The organism is uncultured Mucilaginibacter sp., assembly GCF_903913935.1.
In the GTDB taxonomy this organism is placed as follows: Bacteria; Bacteroidota; Bacteroidia; order Sphingobacteriales; family Sphingobacteriaceae; genus Mucilaginibacter.
The window spans coordinates 1-16254 of the sequence record NZ_CAIWNH010000445.1 but is presented as its reverse complement, the minus strand read 5'-3'; the positions used below and the strand labels follow the sequence as shown (position 1 = coordinate 16254).

Here is a 16254-nt window from a genome sequence, read left to right as displayed (position 1 = left end):
TAAAAAATTCAAATTATTTAAAAAAATATCATTTTAAGCTCAACACTTAGTTTTATTTTTAGTTTTTTTGTGCCTCGAATAAAATAATCTTCCCTGATGATTTCCCGAAAGCAGCTAATAGCACAGATCAAACAAAAAAAATCTTTTCTGTGTGTAGGTCTTGATACCGACATCGAAAAAATACCGGCGTTTTTAAAAGAATTTCCCGACCCGGTTTTTGAATTTAACAAACGGATCATTGATGCTACGCAGGATCTGTGCATTTCTTATAAACCCAATGCGGCTTTTTACGAAGCGCGTGGCATAAAAGGGCTGCAAAGCTTAATTGATACCTGGAAATATTTGCCCCTCGATTGTCTGAATATTATTGATGCCAAACGCGGCGATATAGGCAATACCTCGGACATGTACGCTAAAGCATTTTTTAATGAAGAAGCGTCAGGGATGAGCTTTGATGCCATTACCGTGTCGCCTTATATGGGGCACGATACGGTTTCTTCGTATTTGTCATATCCCGGCAAATGGGTCATCCTGCTGGCGCTTACCTCATCTGCGGGGAGCAAAGATTTTCAATACCTTGAAACCAGCCAGGGCTTTTTGTACGAAACTGTTATTCAAAAAGCAAATACCTGGGCAGGGTCCGATAGGATGATGTTTGTAGTAGGCGCTACCAAAAGCACCGAGTTTACCAATATCCGCAAATTTGCACCTGATAATTTCTTACTGGTGCCTGGTGTAGGAGCACAGGGCGGCAACCTGGAGGAAGTTTGCCACTATGGCATTACTAAGGATTGCGGACTCATTGTAAACGCCTCACGCTCTATTATATATGCCTCCAGCGGCGAAGACTTTGCTGATGCGGCAAGAGCGGAAGCGTTGAAGATGCAACAGCAGATGGAAGTGGAGTTGGGGAAGGCAGGGGTGATTTAATTTGTTTGTTTTTTTACAATTTCCCGGGAAAGACTTACGAAGTTTTCAAAACTTCGTAAGTCTTTCCTGCGTTAACATCAGGGAAATCGCTTTTAAAAACTAATAGCTAACAGGAGGCACCTACGGAGCCATCAGCTGATCTATTTATGCTATAAACAGGCAACTCCTCCGGAGTCATAGACAGAAGGTCGCAATAGTTCCAGCGGAACTACCTGTTTATAGCACATACAATTGTGATTTAATGGCTCCAGTGGAGCCCCCTGTTTTAAAAGCGATTTCCCTGGACAAATGGGAAAATGAATTTGTAGAAACCCTTTCAGCTATGAACCATGAACTATGATCCATGAACCAAACCTACTCCACATAAAACGTGATCTTCACCTGGCCCTGCTGTGTTCCCGAGCTGGGTGCGGACGAGGTCAGCCTTGAGTTTTTTACCGCGCTGATGCACCGGTTGATCAGGTCGAGATCGCCCATTCGTGTTTTACGGTCGGAGTGTGCTTCAATAATATTGCCGCTTGCATCAATGGTAACGTCTATATAAACAGTACCGGGCGTGCGGCTTGGGTTGCGCACTTCGGGTAAACTAACAAAGCTCCACTGCGTACCTTTCACGCCATTGCCTGAACCCCCGTCGCCATAGTTTGCTGCCAGTGGCGAACCATTTTTGCTGCCCTGGTTGCCTGGTGTGGTAGTGGTGCCATCACCACCGCCTGATCCGGTTTTTGAAGGGCCATGGTACAGCGCGTTTTGGTTTACTACTTCTTTATGAACGGGTTTCGCCGGCGTTGTGGCGACTGCTTTACTGGCTTTTTTTGAATTGGCTGCCACTTCAGGCGCGTCCTCGTTGTTTTGGGTAACTACCTTCTCGTTACTGGTAGCTACCTGGCTTTTTTGCTCGGTGGGCTGCGCCTGGGTAACTTTTGACGGTTGTGTATGATTGGCTTTGGGCGATACTGATGGCTCTTCAACACTGTTAATATCATTTCCCATTCCCGCCTCGGATGTGCCGTAATTTACCAGGATACCACCCGTGCCATCATCCTGGATAGGAGGATCTTTAAATATGATGAAATAACACAAAGCCATCATTACAGCAAGTATAATACCTGTTGCTAAAAAGGCCTTTGGATAATTATTTTCTTCCTGGTAATTCATTTGTTAGTTCATGGTTCATCGTTGAGGGTTCATAGTTTGATAAGCCTTTTTGCCAAGAACTATGAACCGTCAACCGTGAACTCCTTTATTTCGGTATTGTTGCTAAAACGAGTTTTATATTTAATTTATTTGATATGTCCATCACCTCCACAATATCCTGTATGGCCACTGTTTTGTCTACATGCAAAATAACAGTCAGATCGGGGGATAAGTTTTTATAACTTGTTAAAGCGCCTGGTAGATTGGCAAGCGCAATTGGTTTGTTATCAACCGTGTACTGCAGTTCCTTGCTTATAGTAACATTCAGCGTCTTTTTCGAGATCGGTTTTCCCGACGATGATTTTGGCAGCAATAGTTTGACCACATTGGGGTTGGTTAATGTTGCCGCTATCAGGAAAAAAAGGAGCAGAAAGAACATAATGTCGTTCATGGCGGAAGTATGCACTTCAGCCGAAACGCCCCTTTGTCTTTTTCTTAAATTCATTTGCTCGGTTCTTCTAAAAGATCAATAAATTCAATAGCATCAGTTTCCAGTCTCAGGATCACCTTCTCTACCATGATATTCAGGATATGATAGCCCACATAAGCTACAATACCTACCATTAAACCTGCTGCTGAAGTGATCATTTTTACATATAAACCACCTGAAATAACGCCGATACTTAAATTTCCTGTTTCGGATATATCATAAAAAATCTTGATAACGCCGATAATGGTACCCAAGAAGCCAAACATCGGGGCAATACCTGCTACGATCCCTAAAATACCTATGTTTTTATCCAGTTTGGAAACTTCCAGTTTACCAACATTTTCAATAGCGCCTTCAATGTCCTTAATGGGGCGCCCTATGCGTAATAAACCTTTTTGCAGCATACGGCCCAAGGGGGTGTTGCTGTTGCGGCAAATGGCTTTGGCCGATTCAAGATTGCCTGATAAAATACTGGCCCGTACCTGGATCATCAGGTTTGAATCATCTTTTGAAGCTTTACGGATAGTAAAATACCGTTCGAAAAATATCACCAGGCCCAATAAAGCCAAAATACCTATAGGCACCATTACCCATCCGCCTTTTACAAGGAGTTCTCCAAAATGAATTTCATGTTCAGCCGCTACCTGCTGGCCGGCGGTTTTTGCGGTATCAATTAGCTTATGTGCTGTATCGGTTATCTGCTCGAATAATAATGTCATTTCTATAGTTTTATTTCTATTGTGTTTTTACTTCTAATGGCTGGTGACGCCAGTTTTTGTTTATTCGCCCGGTTATCAACAGTGAGTTTATTAATGAGTCGGCTTCATGATAAGATTTAAAAGAACCGACCGATACTTTTATAAGCGGTCCGGGAGCATCTAATATAATGTAGGCATTTAGCCCCATTGATTTAAGATATTTAACTCTTTCGTTCGCTTTTCCAAGATGTATAACTTTATCTGCGACTGCTTCAAACCTCGATGGTTTAACAGTATCTATAGGGGCAACAGTTTTTTTTTTATTTGTATCGGTTAACGCTACTGTTTTTTTGGCAGTATCGGGTTTTACCACCGGTTTCGCTGCGGGTACAACCACTGCTGTTGTGCCGGTAACTTTATTAAAAGTCTCTTTTACCTTATCAAATGCTGACGGATAGAATTTATAAAAGCCAAACACGGCGAGTGCTAAAACAGCTACCGCTATCAACACGATCAGCCAAACGCTTATCTTCTTTTTTGGCTCAACGTCTTCTTCATAGTATTGCGGCTGCGGAACCGGCTTAACGTAAGTTGTGCTTACCTCTGTGGCTGGTGCCGGCGGCGAAGGCACAGTTTGGGTTTGATTGACGACCGGTTTTTTTGCATCCGCAGAAACCGGCGTGCCAATTTTGGATATGTCAACCGGTGGATAACCATAAAAAGCAGGATCTGCAGGTATACGGTCGTTTGGTTTAAAAACAAGCTGGCCCTGTTCGGTAAAGAAGGAGCCAATGTCAGCGAATAAGTATTTACCCCGGCCCGCATCCTCTTTTAATTTGCTGATAAACTTCTCGACAAAATACTTCGACGATGCCAGCGATATGTTTTTATTATCAGCAACATACTGGGCAAAGGTATCATCTTCTTTAATCTCAGGTACAAACTTTACCTGGTGATGCGGCGGGTAAAACCTGCCTTCGCTATCACTATAATAAGCTTTAATACGCAAACGCACAAAATAGCCAAGGCCCGGAACGCTAACTTCGTCCTGTTGCCCTAAAAGTTCACTTAAATAATCGGCTAAATTCATTTTCGCTAAAGTACAGTTTATTATAAAATATTAAAACCCGGCATCGCCTCAAAATGCAATCATCTAATCCGGGCAAATAATGCTTTATAAATAATAAATTCTCAGTGTTCTCCGTGCATCCTTTGTGTCCTCTGTGGTAAAAATTAACCGCGGAGATCGCAAAGAAGCCGCAGAGATCGCAAAGCTTGGACATTATTTTAATTTTATCAACCTAATAGTACGAGTCTCATTTTTTTATCTTGACTCTTGATTCTAAAACGTTAAAATTTATAGCCAACACCGCCAAATATATTAAATCCATAGTCAGGATAATATATCCAGGTTTGATTTGTTCCATTTAAAATATTATTTATATGTACAAATACTGATAATCTTTTGGTTGCCTTATATTCCACTTCGCCGCTCAAATCAACAAATGAAGAGACCGTAGTAGGCGCCTTGCTGCCAGTGGTCGCAGGGTATGGATCCATAGCCGATCCGCGAATAAACATCGAGCCGCTCACATTAACCAGGTTGCTGATATGGATAACGGTACCCGCTGTAAGTTTGAAGGTAGGCAGGTTCCATGGCTGAATACCGGTTGGCATTTGGTATTGCTTAAATTCTACCCGTCCAAAAATATCCAGGTCGTCCGATGCCTTGTAATCCAACTCGCCGTTCAATCCGTTAACCCGCGATTTGCCGTTAACGTAGATCACCGTGAAGCGGTTATACCCGGTGGTAAAATCAAAATTGTTTACAAACAGAGGCATATCTTTTACCTGGTTGCGGTAGATAGTTGCTTTAAAGCCCAGACCCGGCAATATCGTGCCCTTTAAACCTGCCGCGAGGTCAAGCTGGTCAACCGAGTTTTTGATCGCGATATTCTGCCCCAGGAATGGGTTGACGTTCGAAAAATCAAGTAACGAAGAGCGGTTTACATCGCCCTTTGCTTCTACAAAAATGCGCAGGTAATTAGGGATCAGTTGTAATTCGAGTTTTGCCGCCGGGAAAATATGCAGCGATGAAGTGAACCCGAAGTTATCAACGATGTTTACCCCCGCCTCAATTTTATAACTGTCGCCCTGGAATTTTAAATAGGGGTTCAGCCTCACAAAGCTATTGTTATAATTGTAGGCGCTGTCCTGCTGGGTGGCCACATCGATGGAACCGGCAAGCCCCGCATAAAACTGGTTGATGGTCTCGTTTAAAAAGCCGGAAAGCACTACGTTGCTTTCCTTAGCCTGGTAGGCATCATTGTACATGTAGCCGATCAACTTAAGTGCATAGGTAAAGTCGTTCGGAACGTCTTTGTAGTTTTTGGTCAGTTCGCCCTGCGCGCTGATGGTGCTGAAATGCTGTTTGTCCAGCTGCAGGTTTGCCGGCGGAAGGTTGGTTTGGTCGAAACCATAAAAATAATTACCCCTGTAATTGTAATTGATGCTTCCACTTAATGAGGTTACTTCCCCAATACTTTTACCAAAAATGCCCGCTTCTTCGCGGTTCATTTTCTGGTCGGTCAGCGAGCCACTCTGTGCAAAATGCTTTATATAGCCTCCAAATTGCAGGCCCTGGTCGCGGCCATTGTTAAAATAAGCTTCGCCGAATGTGGTTTTTAAACTACCCAGACCTACTTTAACATAGTTATTATTCAATACCGAGTCCTGTTCTTTCGGCATTTTCATGGCGTTAAAAGGCTTGATATCTGTATTTAGCTCCAGGCGCTTATCAATCGGGAAATAAGTTAGCGGTGCTTTAAATGGGGTTTTATACTCCAGATCGGGGTTGATCCTGATCTTTACCGCATCCGCCAAAACAGGTTTATAAGCAGTGGTCACCACAATTTCTTCGGTAAGGCTGTTGCCGCTTACGGGCATTTTTCTGGTGGTATCAGTTTTAACTTTCGCCGCTTCATCTCCAAGGCCTTTTGCGGAGGCCTTTTTTACCGGCGCCGTTTTTGCAATAGCTGCCGGTTTTTTGCGAATAACTTTCGCCGCAGGCTTTTTTGCCTTTTTGTGCTTTATTTGCGCATCAGCAGGAACAAAGTATAATGCTGATAGTAAGGTAAGCAGTATATAGATGTATTTAAATTTCATTGCTTGTCTTATTTATTCTTTGTTATCCTGTTTCTTCACCCCCGTGGTATCCGACTTCATGTTTCGTTTCTTCACTCCGGTTGAATCCGATTTTATTTCGGTTTTGTTTCCCGGGCTTAATTGATCCATTTTTTGTTTGGCGGTTGGTAATATATCGTCGTCGCCTTTATAATTATCAATAATACTCTGCAGCGTAGCTTTTGCCTGGAAATTATCTTTCAGCGCCACATAATTATCAGCCAGCAGTATAAAGGTTTTTGTTACCCAGTAATCATAGTTTGGCAGGTCTTTCACCAGCTCAAAGCAGGTTTTTTGCGATGCTTTGTATTTGCCTTTCAGGTATTCTATCCTGGCCACGTTGTATTTTGCTTCAGCGGCGGCCACTGTTTTGGTATTTGTAATTGTATACGTAAACTCAGCTACAGCTTTTGTAGTGTCGCCCTTTTGCAGATAAGCCTGACCCGCGTACAGGCCTGTTTTAAACTTATCTTCCTGTGCGGTCTTTTCATTTTCACGTACCAGTTTTACGTAATTCAATGCGTCATCCGGCATTTCCATTTGCGAGTAACATACCAGCAGGTTGTTAATGGCGAAGGTATAATCGGCTTTATATTCGGAATTTACCTCCAGTTTTTTAAGGAAAACAACCGCTTCGTTATACTTCTTTTGCGAGATATAAAGTTTGGCCATGGAAATCAGGGACTGCTCAGTATAATTACTTGTCCAATCATTTAAAATAACGTTATAGTCATTAACCGCTTCCTGCGAGCGGCCAAGGTTTACCAGGCTTTGTGCCCTGATGAACCGCGCCCCTTTTTCGTAAATGGGTTTGGTAGGGAATTTATCAAAATAAGCATTCACGGCACCCACTGTTCCATCCCAATCACCCCTGGCATACAGGTTATTTGCTGAGGTATACATGATGTTTTCCTGGTCGGCGGTCGTATAGTTTGCAATAGGAACTGTAGCCGCATAGCTGATGAATGTTTGCCCGTCGCCCTTATCGGTGTAGATCTTTTCTATTTGTTTAAGCGCTTGTTTTGCCTCGTCTGTTGAGGAATAATCCTGAACTACCTTTTTAAACGATTCAATAGCGAGGTTATCGTTGCCTGCATTATAGTCTATCAAACCTACGGTAACCAATGCACGCGGAACATAGCTGCTGGTAGGGAATTTCTGGATCATGTCCAGCATGGCGCTTTTTGCCTTGAGCGTATCGTTCTTTACATAATAGGTGTAAGCTATCTCAAAAGAAGCATCATCAGCATAGTCAGATTTCGGGAACTTGCTCAACACATCGTTCAGTGTGCTGATCTTGGTATCAGGTGCACCCTGCAGGCCCTGGATCATACCCCGCTGAAATAGGGCGTAGTCTTCACCCTGGCTGCGCCGTTCAATGATCTTGTTATAATAGTCTAATGCCCTGCTATAGTTCTTTAAAACAAAATAGCTGTCGCCAAGTCGGGTGATGGCATCGTTTACGGTATTGGCATCTTTTTCGTCGCCATCTAAAAACTTCTGGAAATAAGTAGCGGCGGTTCTGTATTTTTCGCCGCCAAACGCTGCATAAGCCAGCGCATAGTTGGCGTAATTGTAAACCGGCGTTTCCGGAGCATCCGGCATGTCCAGGAATTTCTGGAAGGTTTCAACTGATTCGTCGTATTTGCGAACCTCGTACATGGCTTCAGCCATCCAGTAAGTGGTTAAAGTAGCAATATGCGAGTCAACCGGGTGTTTTAATGAACGAAGGAATATGCCGATGGCGTTCTCAAAAGCTCGTTCATTGTAAAATTCAAGGCCCCGGTAATAGGTAACCTTTTGGTAGGCAGCCATCGCGCTGGCTGATTTATTGGGGATAGGTTCAAGGATGTCTACAGCCTCAGCATAATTGTGCGAATTTAGTAACTCTTCGCCCAGTAACGTTTTTACCTCGTCGGTCCGTTTGGCCTTTGGATAGTTTTTTAAATAAAGCCTTGTTGCATCCAGCGCCTGGTTGTTGTAATCCAGTTCGTACGATAATTTGGCATATTGGTAAAGCGCGTCCTCCTGTAACTGCCTGTCAAAATTCAATTTTGACGCCAGGAAGTATGCACTGCGCGCGCTTTGTTTGTTGTTTAGCTTTAAAAAAACATCGCCCAGGGTATAATCTCCGTTCTGGCTAAATACATCATTTTGTTGCTGTAGTTTCTCCAGTTCGGTAGCCGCTTTGGTATAGTTGGCTACTTTATAAAAAGTATACCCCATCTGGTAGGTATCCTGGGTGTTTTGGGTTTTACCGAGGTCTTCGTTTTCAAACCGGGTATAGTATTTTGCTGCATCGGGATAATTGGCTTTGGCGAAATAGGACGCCGCGATCAGCCGCAGCATTTCTCTTTCGTTTTGTTGATGGGTTTTGTTGAGAATTGGCACCGCGTAGCTGATCACATCATCATAACGGTTGTCAAGGAAGTATACAGCTGTAATGTAATAAGGATAGCTGTTCTCATATTTCTTTGAGTTTTTTAACCTTTGAAAATTTACCAGCGCCAGGTGATAATCCTTATTCATGTAAGCGATATAGGCAAAGTAATAGGTAGCATCGTCGGTATATTCCGAGCGCCGGCCTTTTACTTCGCTGAAAAGTTCCTGTGCGTGCTTATAATCATTGGTCGAAAAATAAGCATACCCTTTACGGAATTTGTATTCCGTATTTTCCCTGCCGCTTAACTCATCGGCCTGCACCTTATCAAACCATTCCAGCGCCTCGGCCCATTGCTCACGTTTTGAATACGACTTCCCGATCTGGAAATATGCCAGCCTTGTAAAAGGGTTTTCGGGATGTTCTTTTATAAACCGCTGGAACATGCTCTCGGCATCGTCATTTTCCAGTTCAAGCGCACACAAAGCTTCGTAATATTGGGAATTCTCTTTTAAAAGGGTTAATTCCGATTCGAAACGGGCTTGGGTACCTGCTTTAAGTTTTGATTGTTCAACCAGCCGGAACTGTTGCGCAGCGGCAACATACTCGCCTTTATCGAGCAGGTCTGTAGCTGCATGATAGGTATTATAAACCTGGAACGAGGGGTTTTGCTGGGCGTATAATCTGGTGGCAAGAAATAACGGAACAATAAAGGCGACGTATTTGTATCTTATCATAGGGCGCAAACTAACGATGTTCAAAAATAGCTAAACGCATAAGCGATTTCCACAATAGTAATGCACATACTGTGGAGAACATTGGTTTGTTAACGGATAAAATCAGGGGGTTGGTATTGGTGTGGAAAACTTTAGGGTTGTTAAGATGAGTGATTTGTTGCTTAGATTTGATAATTCTTCAACGTGATTTTCGTTATTGTTCAACCAAATGAGCAGATCTTTTTTATTCTTTTCTATGTTTTTGGTGCTGGTATTAATTGGCTTTAAAAGTGCTGAATTCCAGGACGATTCGCTGATTTTGAAGAATGAACTTTTGCCGGTAACACCTACGGGGTTTTATATAGAAAATGTTATTGATGATCGTGATGATAAAAGCGCCGTACTCTGGTTTGTTTCTATACCGCGAGCGCGCACCGCTATAAAAAAAACCTACGATTTCACAGGCGGCGGCTTTGTGGCCATTAAACGGTTCGTTGACTATGCCCTGCCAAAAAACAAAACCCTCAGGCCAATCATCATCAGGCTAAAACAATTTAAAGCAAGTGAAATGATGCTGGATGACGGCCGTATTAACGGTGACGTTTCAGCGGTAATGTCATTTAGCTTGTTGCGTGAAGACGGCGACACTATTCACCTGGTTGATTATAATGGTAAAATAAAATATACCCGTAGCGATGGCCCGGTACAGGATGCTGAACCAACCCTTAGGCACATGCTGGAAAATGGGTTGACCTATTTAAACACCTGGATGAACAAGCAGGGGCCTGTTAACATCAACCTGGCCAAAGCGGTCAAAGTCACTTTTACAGATCATACCGAAAAGACGGAGGGTGATACCATTTACTATTCGCCAAACAGGCCATTAACCTGGGATGATTTCCATGGTAGAGTGCCTCAAAGCAGGTTTGACGCTGAGGTTTTTGCAACGATAGGCTATGACGAAAAAACTACTGTCATCAACGGCGTGATCAACCTTGAACTGGATATAAAAGTTTGCATACCCAAAAACGATTGCTGGGTAAAAGCAGGGATGCAAAATGATTATGCTTTAAACCATGAACAACGGCATTTTGATATCGCCAGGATTGCGGCGGAATATTTTAAACAACGGATAAAAGCCGAAAATTTGCCGGTAAGTAATTATGATGGGCCAATCAATGTGGATTACCTTGATGCTTACCGCGAAATGGATAGTTTACAAAAGCAGTATGATGTGGAAACTAATCATGGTGGCAATCATGCTGCACAGGAGCGGTGGAATGAACGTATTGATAAGGAGTTGAAAGCGTTTGGTAATTAGTCATTAGTCATTAGTCATTAGTCATTGGGTCATCGGGGGAGGTGAATATGGGTTGTAATTTAGTACTTTTACGATATTATCTTGTCAACCCAATCAAAATACCCCATGCCCAGCCTACACGAACGCGTAACCAGTTTTAACAAAGACCGCCTTCCCGAAATTGTACAGCTCAAATATAAGGCCATGGCCCAAAATGTGTTTGTTTTTTTCAGGGGGACCTGCCATTTGTTTTATGAGGATCTCTCGAATGCAAAAGAACTGCCGCCTTCGCCCTTAACGTGGATCTGCGGCGACCTGCATCCCGAAAATTTCGGGAGTTTTAAGGGGGACGACCGGCAGGAATATTTCGACCTGAATGATTTTGATGAGGCTGTTTTGGCGCCTGCAGCCTGGGAATTGGTTCGGATGGTTACCAGCATATTTGTGGCATTTGAAAGCCTTGCCCTTAGAAAGGACGAGGCAGAGAAAGTGTCCCGCTTATTTTTAGATACTTACGCAGCCGTGTTAAAAAACGGAAAAGCCTTGATAATTGATTCGCGCACGGCGGTTGGGGTGGTGGGCGATTTTTTAAATACGGTTAAACAGCGCAAGCAAAAAGAATTACTTAAACGGGTGGCGGTTTCAAAAAATGGAAAATTTAAGGAGTTGTTATTGGATAGTCGGCACCTTGTTTTAGAGGAAGGTTTAAAGGACGAATTGATCGATTATATTGGCAGCCTTGTAAAAAAACATACTTTCTCCGTAGAGAACTTTAAAGTGCTGGACGTTGTTTTCAGGATTGCAGGTACGGGGAGTTTAGGTGTTAAAAGGTATTTGTTTTTATTGAAGAACCTGCATGTAAAAGGTAAATACCTGTTCCTGGATATGAAACAAACCCGGCCATCATCAATAAAGACATATTTAAAAATAAACCAACCCATATGGGCGTCAGAAGCTGCCCGGATCATTTCTATTCAGAAAAGAATGCAAAACGTGTCGCCGGCATTACTGCACTGCACTATCTTTAAAAATGAAACCTATGTTTTAAAGCAAATGCAGCCCGTTGCTGATAAAATCAATTTTCAACAGTTAAAAGACCACTACCCCGAAATTAATAAGGTAGTTACAGATATGGCCATTTTAACCGCGTCTGCCCAGTTACGCAGCAGCGGTCGCCAGGGATCGGCCATTGCCGATGAGCTGATTGCATTTGGAGAAAATGACAAATGGGCGGCTGGTATATTAAAAAATGCTCAGGAATTTGCTGCACGGATTATTATGGACTATGCTGCCTTTAGTTCTGGTTTTAACAATGGTTTGTATAAATAGGAGGGTATAGGATAAAATGCGACGGAAGTCAGGAACTTTTCGATTTTACATAAAAGTTTTTTTTGCATTTAGCGCAATAATATTTCTTATATAGAAATATAAACCATAGCTTTTTTAATAGCCAACTCCTGCGCACCCGAAAATGAAAAGGCTCGCTGCAATTGGGGCAATATTTTTTTTTACTGATGCTTGCTTGTTCGGTCAAAATTCTCTGTTGTTTCCCAGGTCGGAAATATAAAGAATTTTATTCGCCCATTGCTGTTATAAAATAAAATAACAACAGAAAAGTGCTGTTATTTATATTCGGGAATTTGAAAAATAGATAATTGTGAACAGCGATTAGTGCCAAACATAAAATTTACGCCTGCAATTGAGGCATAAATATCTCCTTAAAGGAAGAAAAAAAAGCAAAGTTTTTACAAAAATACTCCGGTGAATGCGGGTGTCGCAAACAATGTTGCACTTATGGCAATGATAAACTTTTCGGTCAGTTTTTTCTAAACTACCCTTGTCATGCAATGAAGCAACCATCGTATTAGGAAATTTGATTATTAAGCAATTTTTAAGCTTATCAAATATAATAAAAAATTCCTTCAATATGGAAAATAAATATTATAATTTTGCAATTGCTTTACAATCTGCGGGTTGCAGCATTTTTCGAATATATCAAAACGCTTCGCCAAGCGCTAAATTAATATCTGAAAATCCATTGCTGATTCCATAATCAATACAAATATTGGTATTGGATTTTTTGTTGAACTTTACACGTAAACCGGTGCCTCCTGCTGGGTTTAAATAAGCAAAACGATGGCTGTTGGGTTGACTGGCTGAGTTAATATTGGCAAACAAAACAAATCCAAGCAACCCGTTGCGGGTGATATCCCTGCGGTATTCAGTTTCAAAGTATGCTAAAGCTTCCCCTCGGTACCGGTTTTGTTCAATGCCGCGCCCCGAGCGCTGGTAGGGGTCGTTACCGATGCTCGGCAGCATGAGATACGGGGTGCCTGACGAAAGGGTTGTCCAGTAGTATGCCCAAAATGCAAATTGGTTTTTTTGCCCTGAGTTGCCTATCGAGATATATTTTCGCAGGTCGATATAGAGCGAGCGCGAGTTATTATCGCTTCCCAACAACTTGGTGTTATTGCGGTAAATAATATTTGCGAATGCCCCCGGTAAGGGGTTAAATGAATTTTCGCGCGTGTCATATAACGCATTAAAAGTAATAGCCGACGAAAAAGAATTTATGCCCTGGGCTGTGCCATAATGATAATTGGTAAAATTGGTTAGCGGAGATATAGGGATTGTATTAATATTGATGAAATAGTCCATATTATAACCAACTCCAGCGTACAAATATGGGGTTATTCGTTTAAGCAGGCTTTGATAAAAACGGATATAATCATAATTAACCAATAATTTATTTCCTTCAGGCTGACCGCCACCCAATCCCCAGGTGTATTGCGGGTAAACTAATAAGCGGGTGTCACCTTGTACGTTGTACGAATTGTCGGTGAGCCAGATGCTTGAATGGATAGGCAGCCCATAGCGTCCTTTTAGATTGAAATACGGCGCAAAGGTGACGCTGGAAATATAGGTGGTTTTACGGGGGCCCAGGTAAAAGCCAGCAGTTGTGGAGGTTACCAATGCTTTACTTCCGCCGGGTACTGAAGAGGATATAGGAAGAAATGAAAAATATATTTGTTTTTTTTCTTTGTAATTTTTCCTGGGGGTAAACCGGAAAAGCGACCGGCCTATATCGATCAAATCCTTTTGACCCGAGGTGTCAATATCTGTTTTGTTAGTGGTATCAACCGGTACCTGGGCGCGAACCGCAAACGCTGAAATGCAAAAGAGGAATGCCAATAAAATTTTCTTCATTATTCATATAAGAAAAATTTTAATTTTTTGTTTGGAGGTGAGTAAACGCAAACAGGATATATAAATTAACAAGTACAATACCGGGATTGATGATTTGCTTAAAAAGCTTCTCCCAGTCCCACTTTCACGGATGTGTAATCTCTGCTAAAACCATAATCAATACAAATATTGGTATCCGATTTTTTGTTGAACTTGATGCGTAAGCCGGTGCCGGCTGCTGGATTCCAGTAAACAAAACGGTTGCTTTTTAGCTGGCTTGCTGAGTTTACATTGGCAAACAAAACAAAGCCCAGTAAGCCATTGTGGGTTATATCACCGCGGTATTCGGTTTCAAGGTCGAATAGCCTTTTGCCACGGTACCGGTTTTGTTCGAAACCCCTGCCTGAGCGGTTATAAGGATCCATGCCGATTGCCGGAAGGTTGAGATATGGTGCGCCGGTAGTAAGGGTGGTCCAGTAGAAACTCCAGAAAGCAAGTTCGCTTTTTGGGCCGCCATGGTTAAGTGAAATATATTTGCGAAAGTCTAAATATAAGGATTGCCAGCTATTATTGCTGCCGAACACCACCCCACTATAACGGTATACCACGTTGGCATAGGTACCCGGAAGCGGGTTAAGGTCGTTTTTCCGGGTATCGTAAAGTAAGTTTACCGTTGGGCCTGATGAAAAAGAGTTTTTATCGGTTGACGTACCAAATTTATATTGCGTAAAATTACTGATGGTATTGCCCTTGTTAATGCTGTTGTCGGAGTTTTCGATATCAAGATAATCATCAAAGGCATACCCGGCGCCAACAAAAAAATAGGGTTTGATTTTTTTTAGAGCCGCCTGGTAAAAGCGGATATAGTTGTAATTTACTAAAAATCGGGCGCTTTCGGGCTGCCCGCCACCCAGTCCCCAGGTAAATTGGGGGTAAACCATAAAACGAGTATCTCCCTGAATGTTCCAGCTGTTATTATTTAGCCAAATACTTGATCGTACCGGAAAACCATACCTCCCTTTTATGTTTGAATATGGGGCGAAAGTAACGGTAGAAAGATAAGTGGTATTCCTGTCTCCGAGATATACACCTGCGGTTGTAGTGGTTACCAGTGCTGTTCCGCCGCCGGGTATAGATGTTGAAAATGGTAAAAAGGAGAAATACACTTTCCTTTTTTCATCAGGCAGAATAGGCCTTGATTTTGATTTTAATAATGCCCTGCCGATATCAATAATATCCTTTTTTCCGGTAGTATCAACGTTTAAATGCGCCTTGTCTATGGGGCCTTGCGCCAAAAGTATACAGGGTATAAAACCTAAAAATAGCAGTAAAACAAATTTCCCCATCGCTAAATAAAAACCAGCCTTTCTCCTTTGTAAATGAACGCATTAAAAAACACTTAACGAAGGAATTTGTAAAAATGTATCGCGCCTGTAAAGTTAAAGAAACTAGAGCGCCAGGAATTTAATTACTGCATCTGAAAACTCTTTTGTATGAATAGCGGTATTGTGGTTTCCGGGGACATAGGCGAGCCCCGCGCCAGGGATCAGTTTGTTCAAGCCGGTTTCTGATCCATTTTCCTTATCCTCAGTTCCACGGATAATTAAAACCGGAATTTTTACTTTCGAAAGTTCTGCCGGGCTTGTTGATGGCTGGTATTTTTGCTGAAGCGCCAGGGCAAGTTCATCGAAATGCTGGCTGTGGATGTATTTTACCATATCGTCCACATCATGAAGTGTGGTGTCCCCCATTAAAGCCCTGTAGGCATGCACCCGGCGTGGCCATTCAGGATTGGTATAGGCGTCGCCCATGCCGCCCATTACCGCTTTGCGCAGCCGTTTGTCCAAAACTAACAACCTTGATGCGATGATTGATCCGCGCGAATAACCAACTGCGTCATATTGTTTAATATGCAAACAGGTTATTAGCCCGGTAATATCTTTTGCCTCGGCATCGTTGGCATAAGCACTTTCATTATGTGGTTTGTCTGATCGGCCATTGCCGCGCTGATCAATGAGGATTACCTTATAGCCTGCTTTCAGCAGGTCATCATAAAATGCGCAGGTTTTTAGCCCCTGCCCGGTACCCGAAAAGCCATGGATCAGCAAAACGGGGTAGCCGTCGCCTTTCACTTCGTAGTATATTTTTGTACTGTCGAAAGAAGTGAAATAATGCCCCCCGTCTTTTGGTTGGGCAAATAGCCCAGAACTTAAACAAAGCAGGAGGATGAGGAC

The 16254-nt window shown here is 42.5% G+C and carries 12 protein-coding genes; 3 read left to right on the top strand and 9 right to left on the bottom strand.

The genetic code is table 11. From position 1 onward, the window contains the following. The first annotated feature begins 99 nt into the window (after positions 1-99). Complete coding sequence (gene pyrF / locus QZY09_RS17710; protein ID WP_295674539.1) at positions 100-930, top strand: orotidine-5'-phosphate decarboxylase; 831 nt, start codon at positions 100-102, stop codon at positions 928-930. 354 nt (positions 931-1284) lie between these two features. Here the strand turns inward: pyrF and QZY09_RS17705 are convergent, their stop codons facing one another. The 6 genes from QZY09_RS17705 to QZY09_RS17680 form a co-directional block, all read right to left on the bottom strand. Continuing rightward, positions 1285-2088, bottom strand: a complete 804-nt coding sequence (locus QZY09_RS17705; RefSeq protein ID WP_295674537.1) for an energy transducer TonB — start codon at positions 2086-2088, stop codon at positions 1285-1287. Between the two features lie 85 nt (positions 2089-2173). Then, the gene (locus QZY09_RS17700; RefSeq protein ID WP_295674535.1) at positions 2174-2572 is read right to left on the bottom strand and encodes a biopolymer transporter ExbD; all 399 of its coding nucleotides are present in this window, start codon (positions 2570-2572) and stop codon (positions 2174-2176) included. Then, entirely contained in the window at positions 2569-3276 is a 708-nt protein-coding gene (locus tag QZY09_RS17695) for a MotA/TolQ/ExbB proton channel family protein (protein WP_295674534.1), read from the bottom strand. The genes QZY09_RS17700 and QZY09_RS17695 overlap by 4 nt, the downstream gene beginning before the upstream one ends. Before the next feature lie 16 nt (positions 3277-3292). Next, positions 3293-4345, bottom strand: coding sequence for a hypothetical protein (locus QZY09_RS17690; protein ID WP_295674533.1), 1053 nt, complete (start codon positions 4343-4345; stop codon positions 3293-3295). A 260-nt stretch (positions 4346-4605) separates the two neighbouring features. Continuing rightward, positions 4606-6420, bottom strand: a complete 1815-nt coding sequence (locus QZY09_RS17685; RefSeq protein ID WP_295674531.1) for a hypothetical protein — start codon at positions 6418-6420, stop codon at positions 4606-4608. A gap of 12 nt (positions 6421-6432) precedes the next feature. After that, positions 6433-9555 carry a tetratricopeptide repeat protein gene (locus tag QZY09_RS17680; RefSeq protein WP_295674529.1) on the bottom strand — a complete coding sequence of 1041 codons (3123 nt, stop codon included), beginning with the start codon at positions 9553-9555 and terminating at the stop codon, positions 6433-6435. Positions 9556-9763: 208 nt separating this feature from the next. On the opposite strand from QZY09_RS17680, the gene QZY09_RS17675 reads away from it, so the two are divergent. Together QZY09_RS17675 and QZY09_RS17670 are read left to right on the top strand one after the other, a co-directional pair. Further along, positions 9764-10855: a hypothetical protein gene (locus QZY09_RS17675; protein ID WP_295674527.1), complete on the top strand. Its 1092-nt coding sequence runs from the start codon at positions 9764-9766 to the stop codon at positions 10853-10855. Between the two features lie 105 nt (positions 10856-10960). Next, entirely contained in the window at positions 10961-12163 is a 1203-nt protein-coding gene (locus QZY09_RS17670) for a DUF2252 family protein (protein WP_295674525.1), read from the top strand. Positions 12164-12829: 666 nt separating this feature from the next. On the opposite strand, the gene QZY09_RS17665 is transcribed toward QZY09_RS17670, so the two are convergent. The 3 genes from QZY09_RS17665 to QZY09_RS17655 form a co-directional block, all read right to left on the bottom strand. Continuing rightward, complete coding sequence (locus QZY09_RS17665) at positions 12830-14041, bottom strand: BamA/TamA family outer membrane protein (protein WP_295674523.1); 1212 nt, start codon at positions 14039-14041, stop codon at positions 12830-12832. 98 nt (positions 14042-14139) lie between these two features. Continuing rightward, entirely contained in the window at positions 14140-15366 is a 1227-nt protein-coding gene (locus QZY09_RS17660) for a hypothetical protein (RefSeq protein WP_295674520.1), read from the bottom strand. 102 nt (positions 15367-15468) lie between these two features. Continuing rightward, positions 15469-16254: alpha/beta hydrolase (locus QZY09_RS17655; RefSeq protein ID WP_295674518.1), on the bottom strand; the 786-nt coding region annotated here is incomplete at its 5' end.

Coding starts and splice junctions, on each gene's coding strand:
- QZY09_RS17705 (WP_295674537.1), bottom strand. CDS start 2,088: ATGAATTACCAGGAAGAAAATAATTATCCAAAGGCCTTTTTAGCAACA.
- QZY09_RS17700 (WP_295674535.1), bottom strand. CDS start 2,572: ATGAATTTAAGAAAAAGACAAAGGGGCGTTTCGGCTGAAGTGCATACT.
- QZY09_RS17695 (WP_295674534.1), bottom strand. CDS start 3,276: ATGACATTATTATTCGAGCAGATAACCGATACAGCACATAAGCTAATT.
- QZY09_RS17690 (WP_295674533.1), bottom strand. CDS start 4,345: ATGAATTTAGCCGATTATTTAAGTGAACTTTTAGGGCAACAGGACGAA.
- QZY09_RS17685 (WP_295674531.1), bottom strand. CDS start 6,420: ATGAAATTTAAATACATCTATATACTGCTTACCTTACTATCAGCATTA.
- QZY09_RS17680 (WP_295674529.1), bottom strand. CDS start 9,555: ATGATAAGATACAAATACGTCGCCTTTATTGTTCCGTTATTTCTTGCC.
- QZY09_RS17675 (WP_295674527.1), top strand. CDS start 9,764: ATGAGCAGATCTTTTTTATTCTTTTCTATGTTTTTGGTGCTGGTATTA.
- QZY09_RS17670 (WP_295674525.1), top strand. CDS start 10,961: ATGCCCAGCCTACACGAACGCGTAACCAGTTTTAACAAAGACCGCCTT.
- QZY09_RS17665 (WP_295674523.1), bottom strand. CDS start 14,041: ATGAAGAAAATTTTATTGGCATTCCTCTTTTGCATTTCAGCGTTTGCG.
- QZY09_RS17660 (WP_295674520.1), bottom strand. CDS start 15,366: ATGGGGAAATTTGTTTTACTGCTATTTTTAGGTTTTATACCCTGTATA.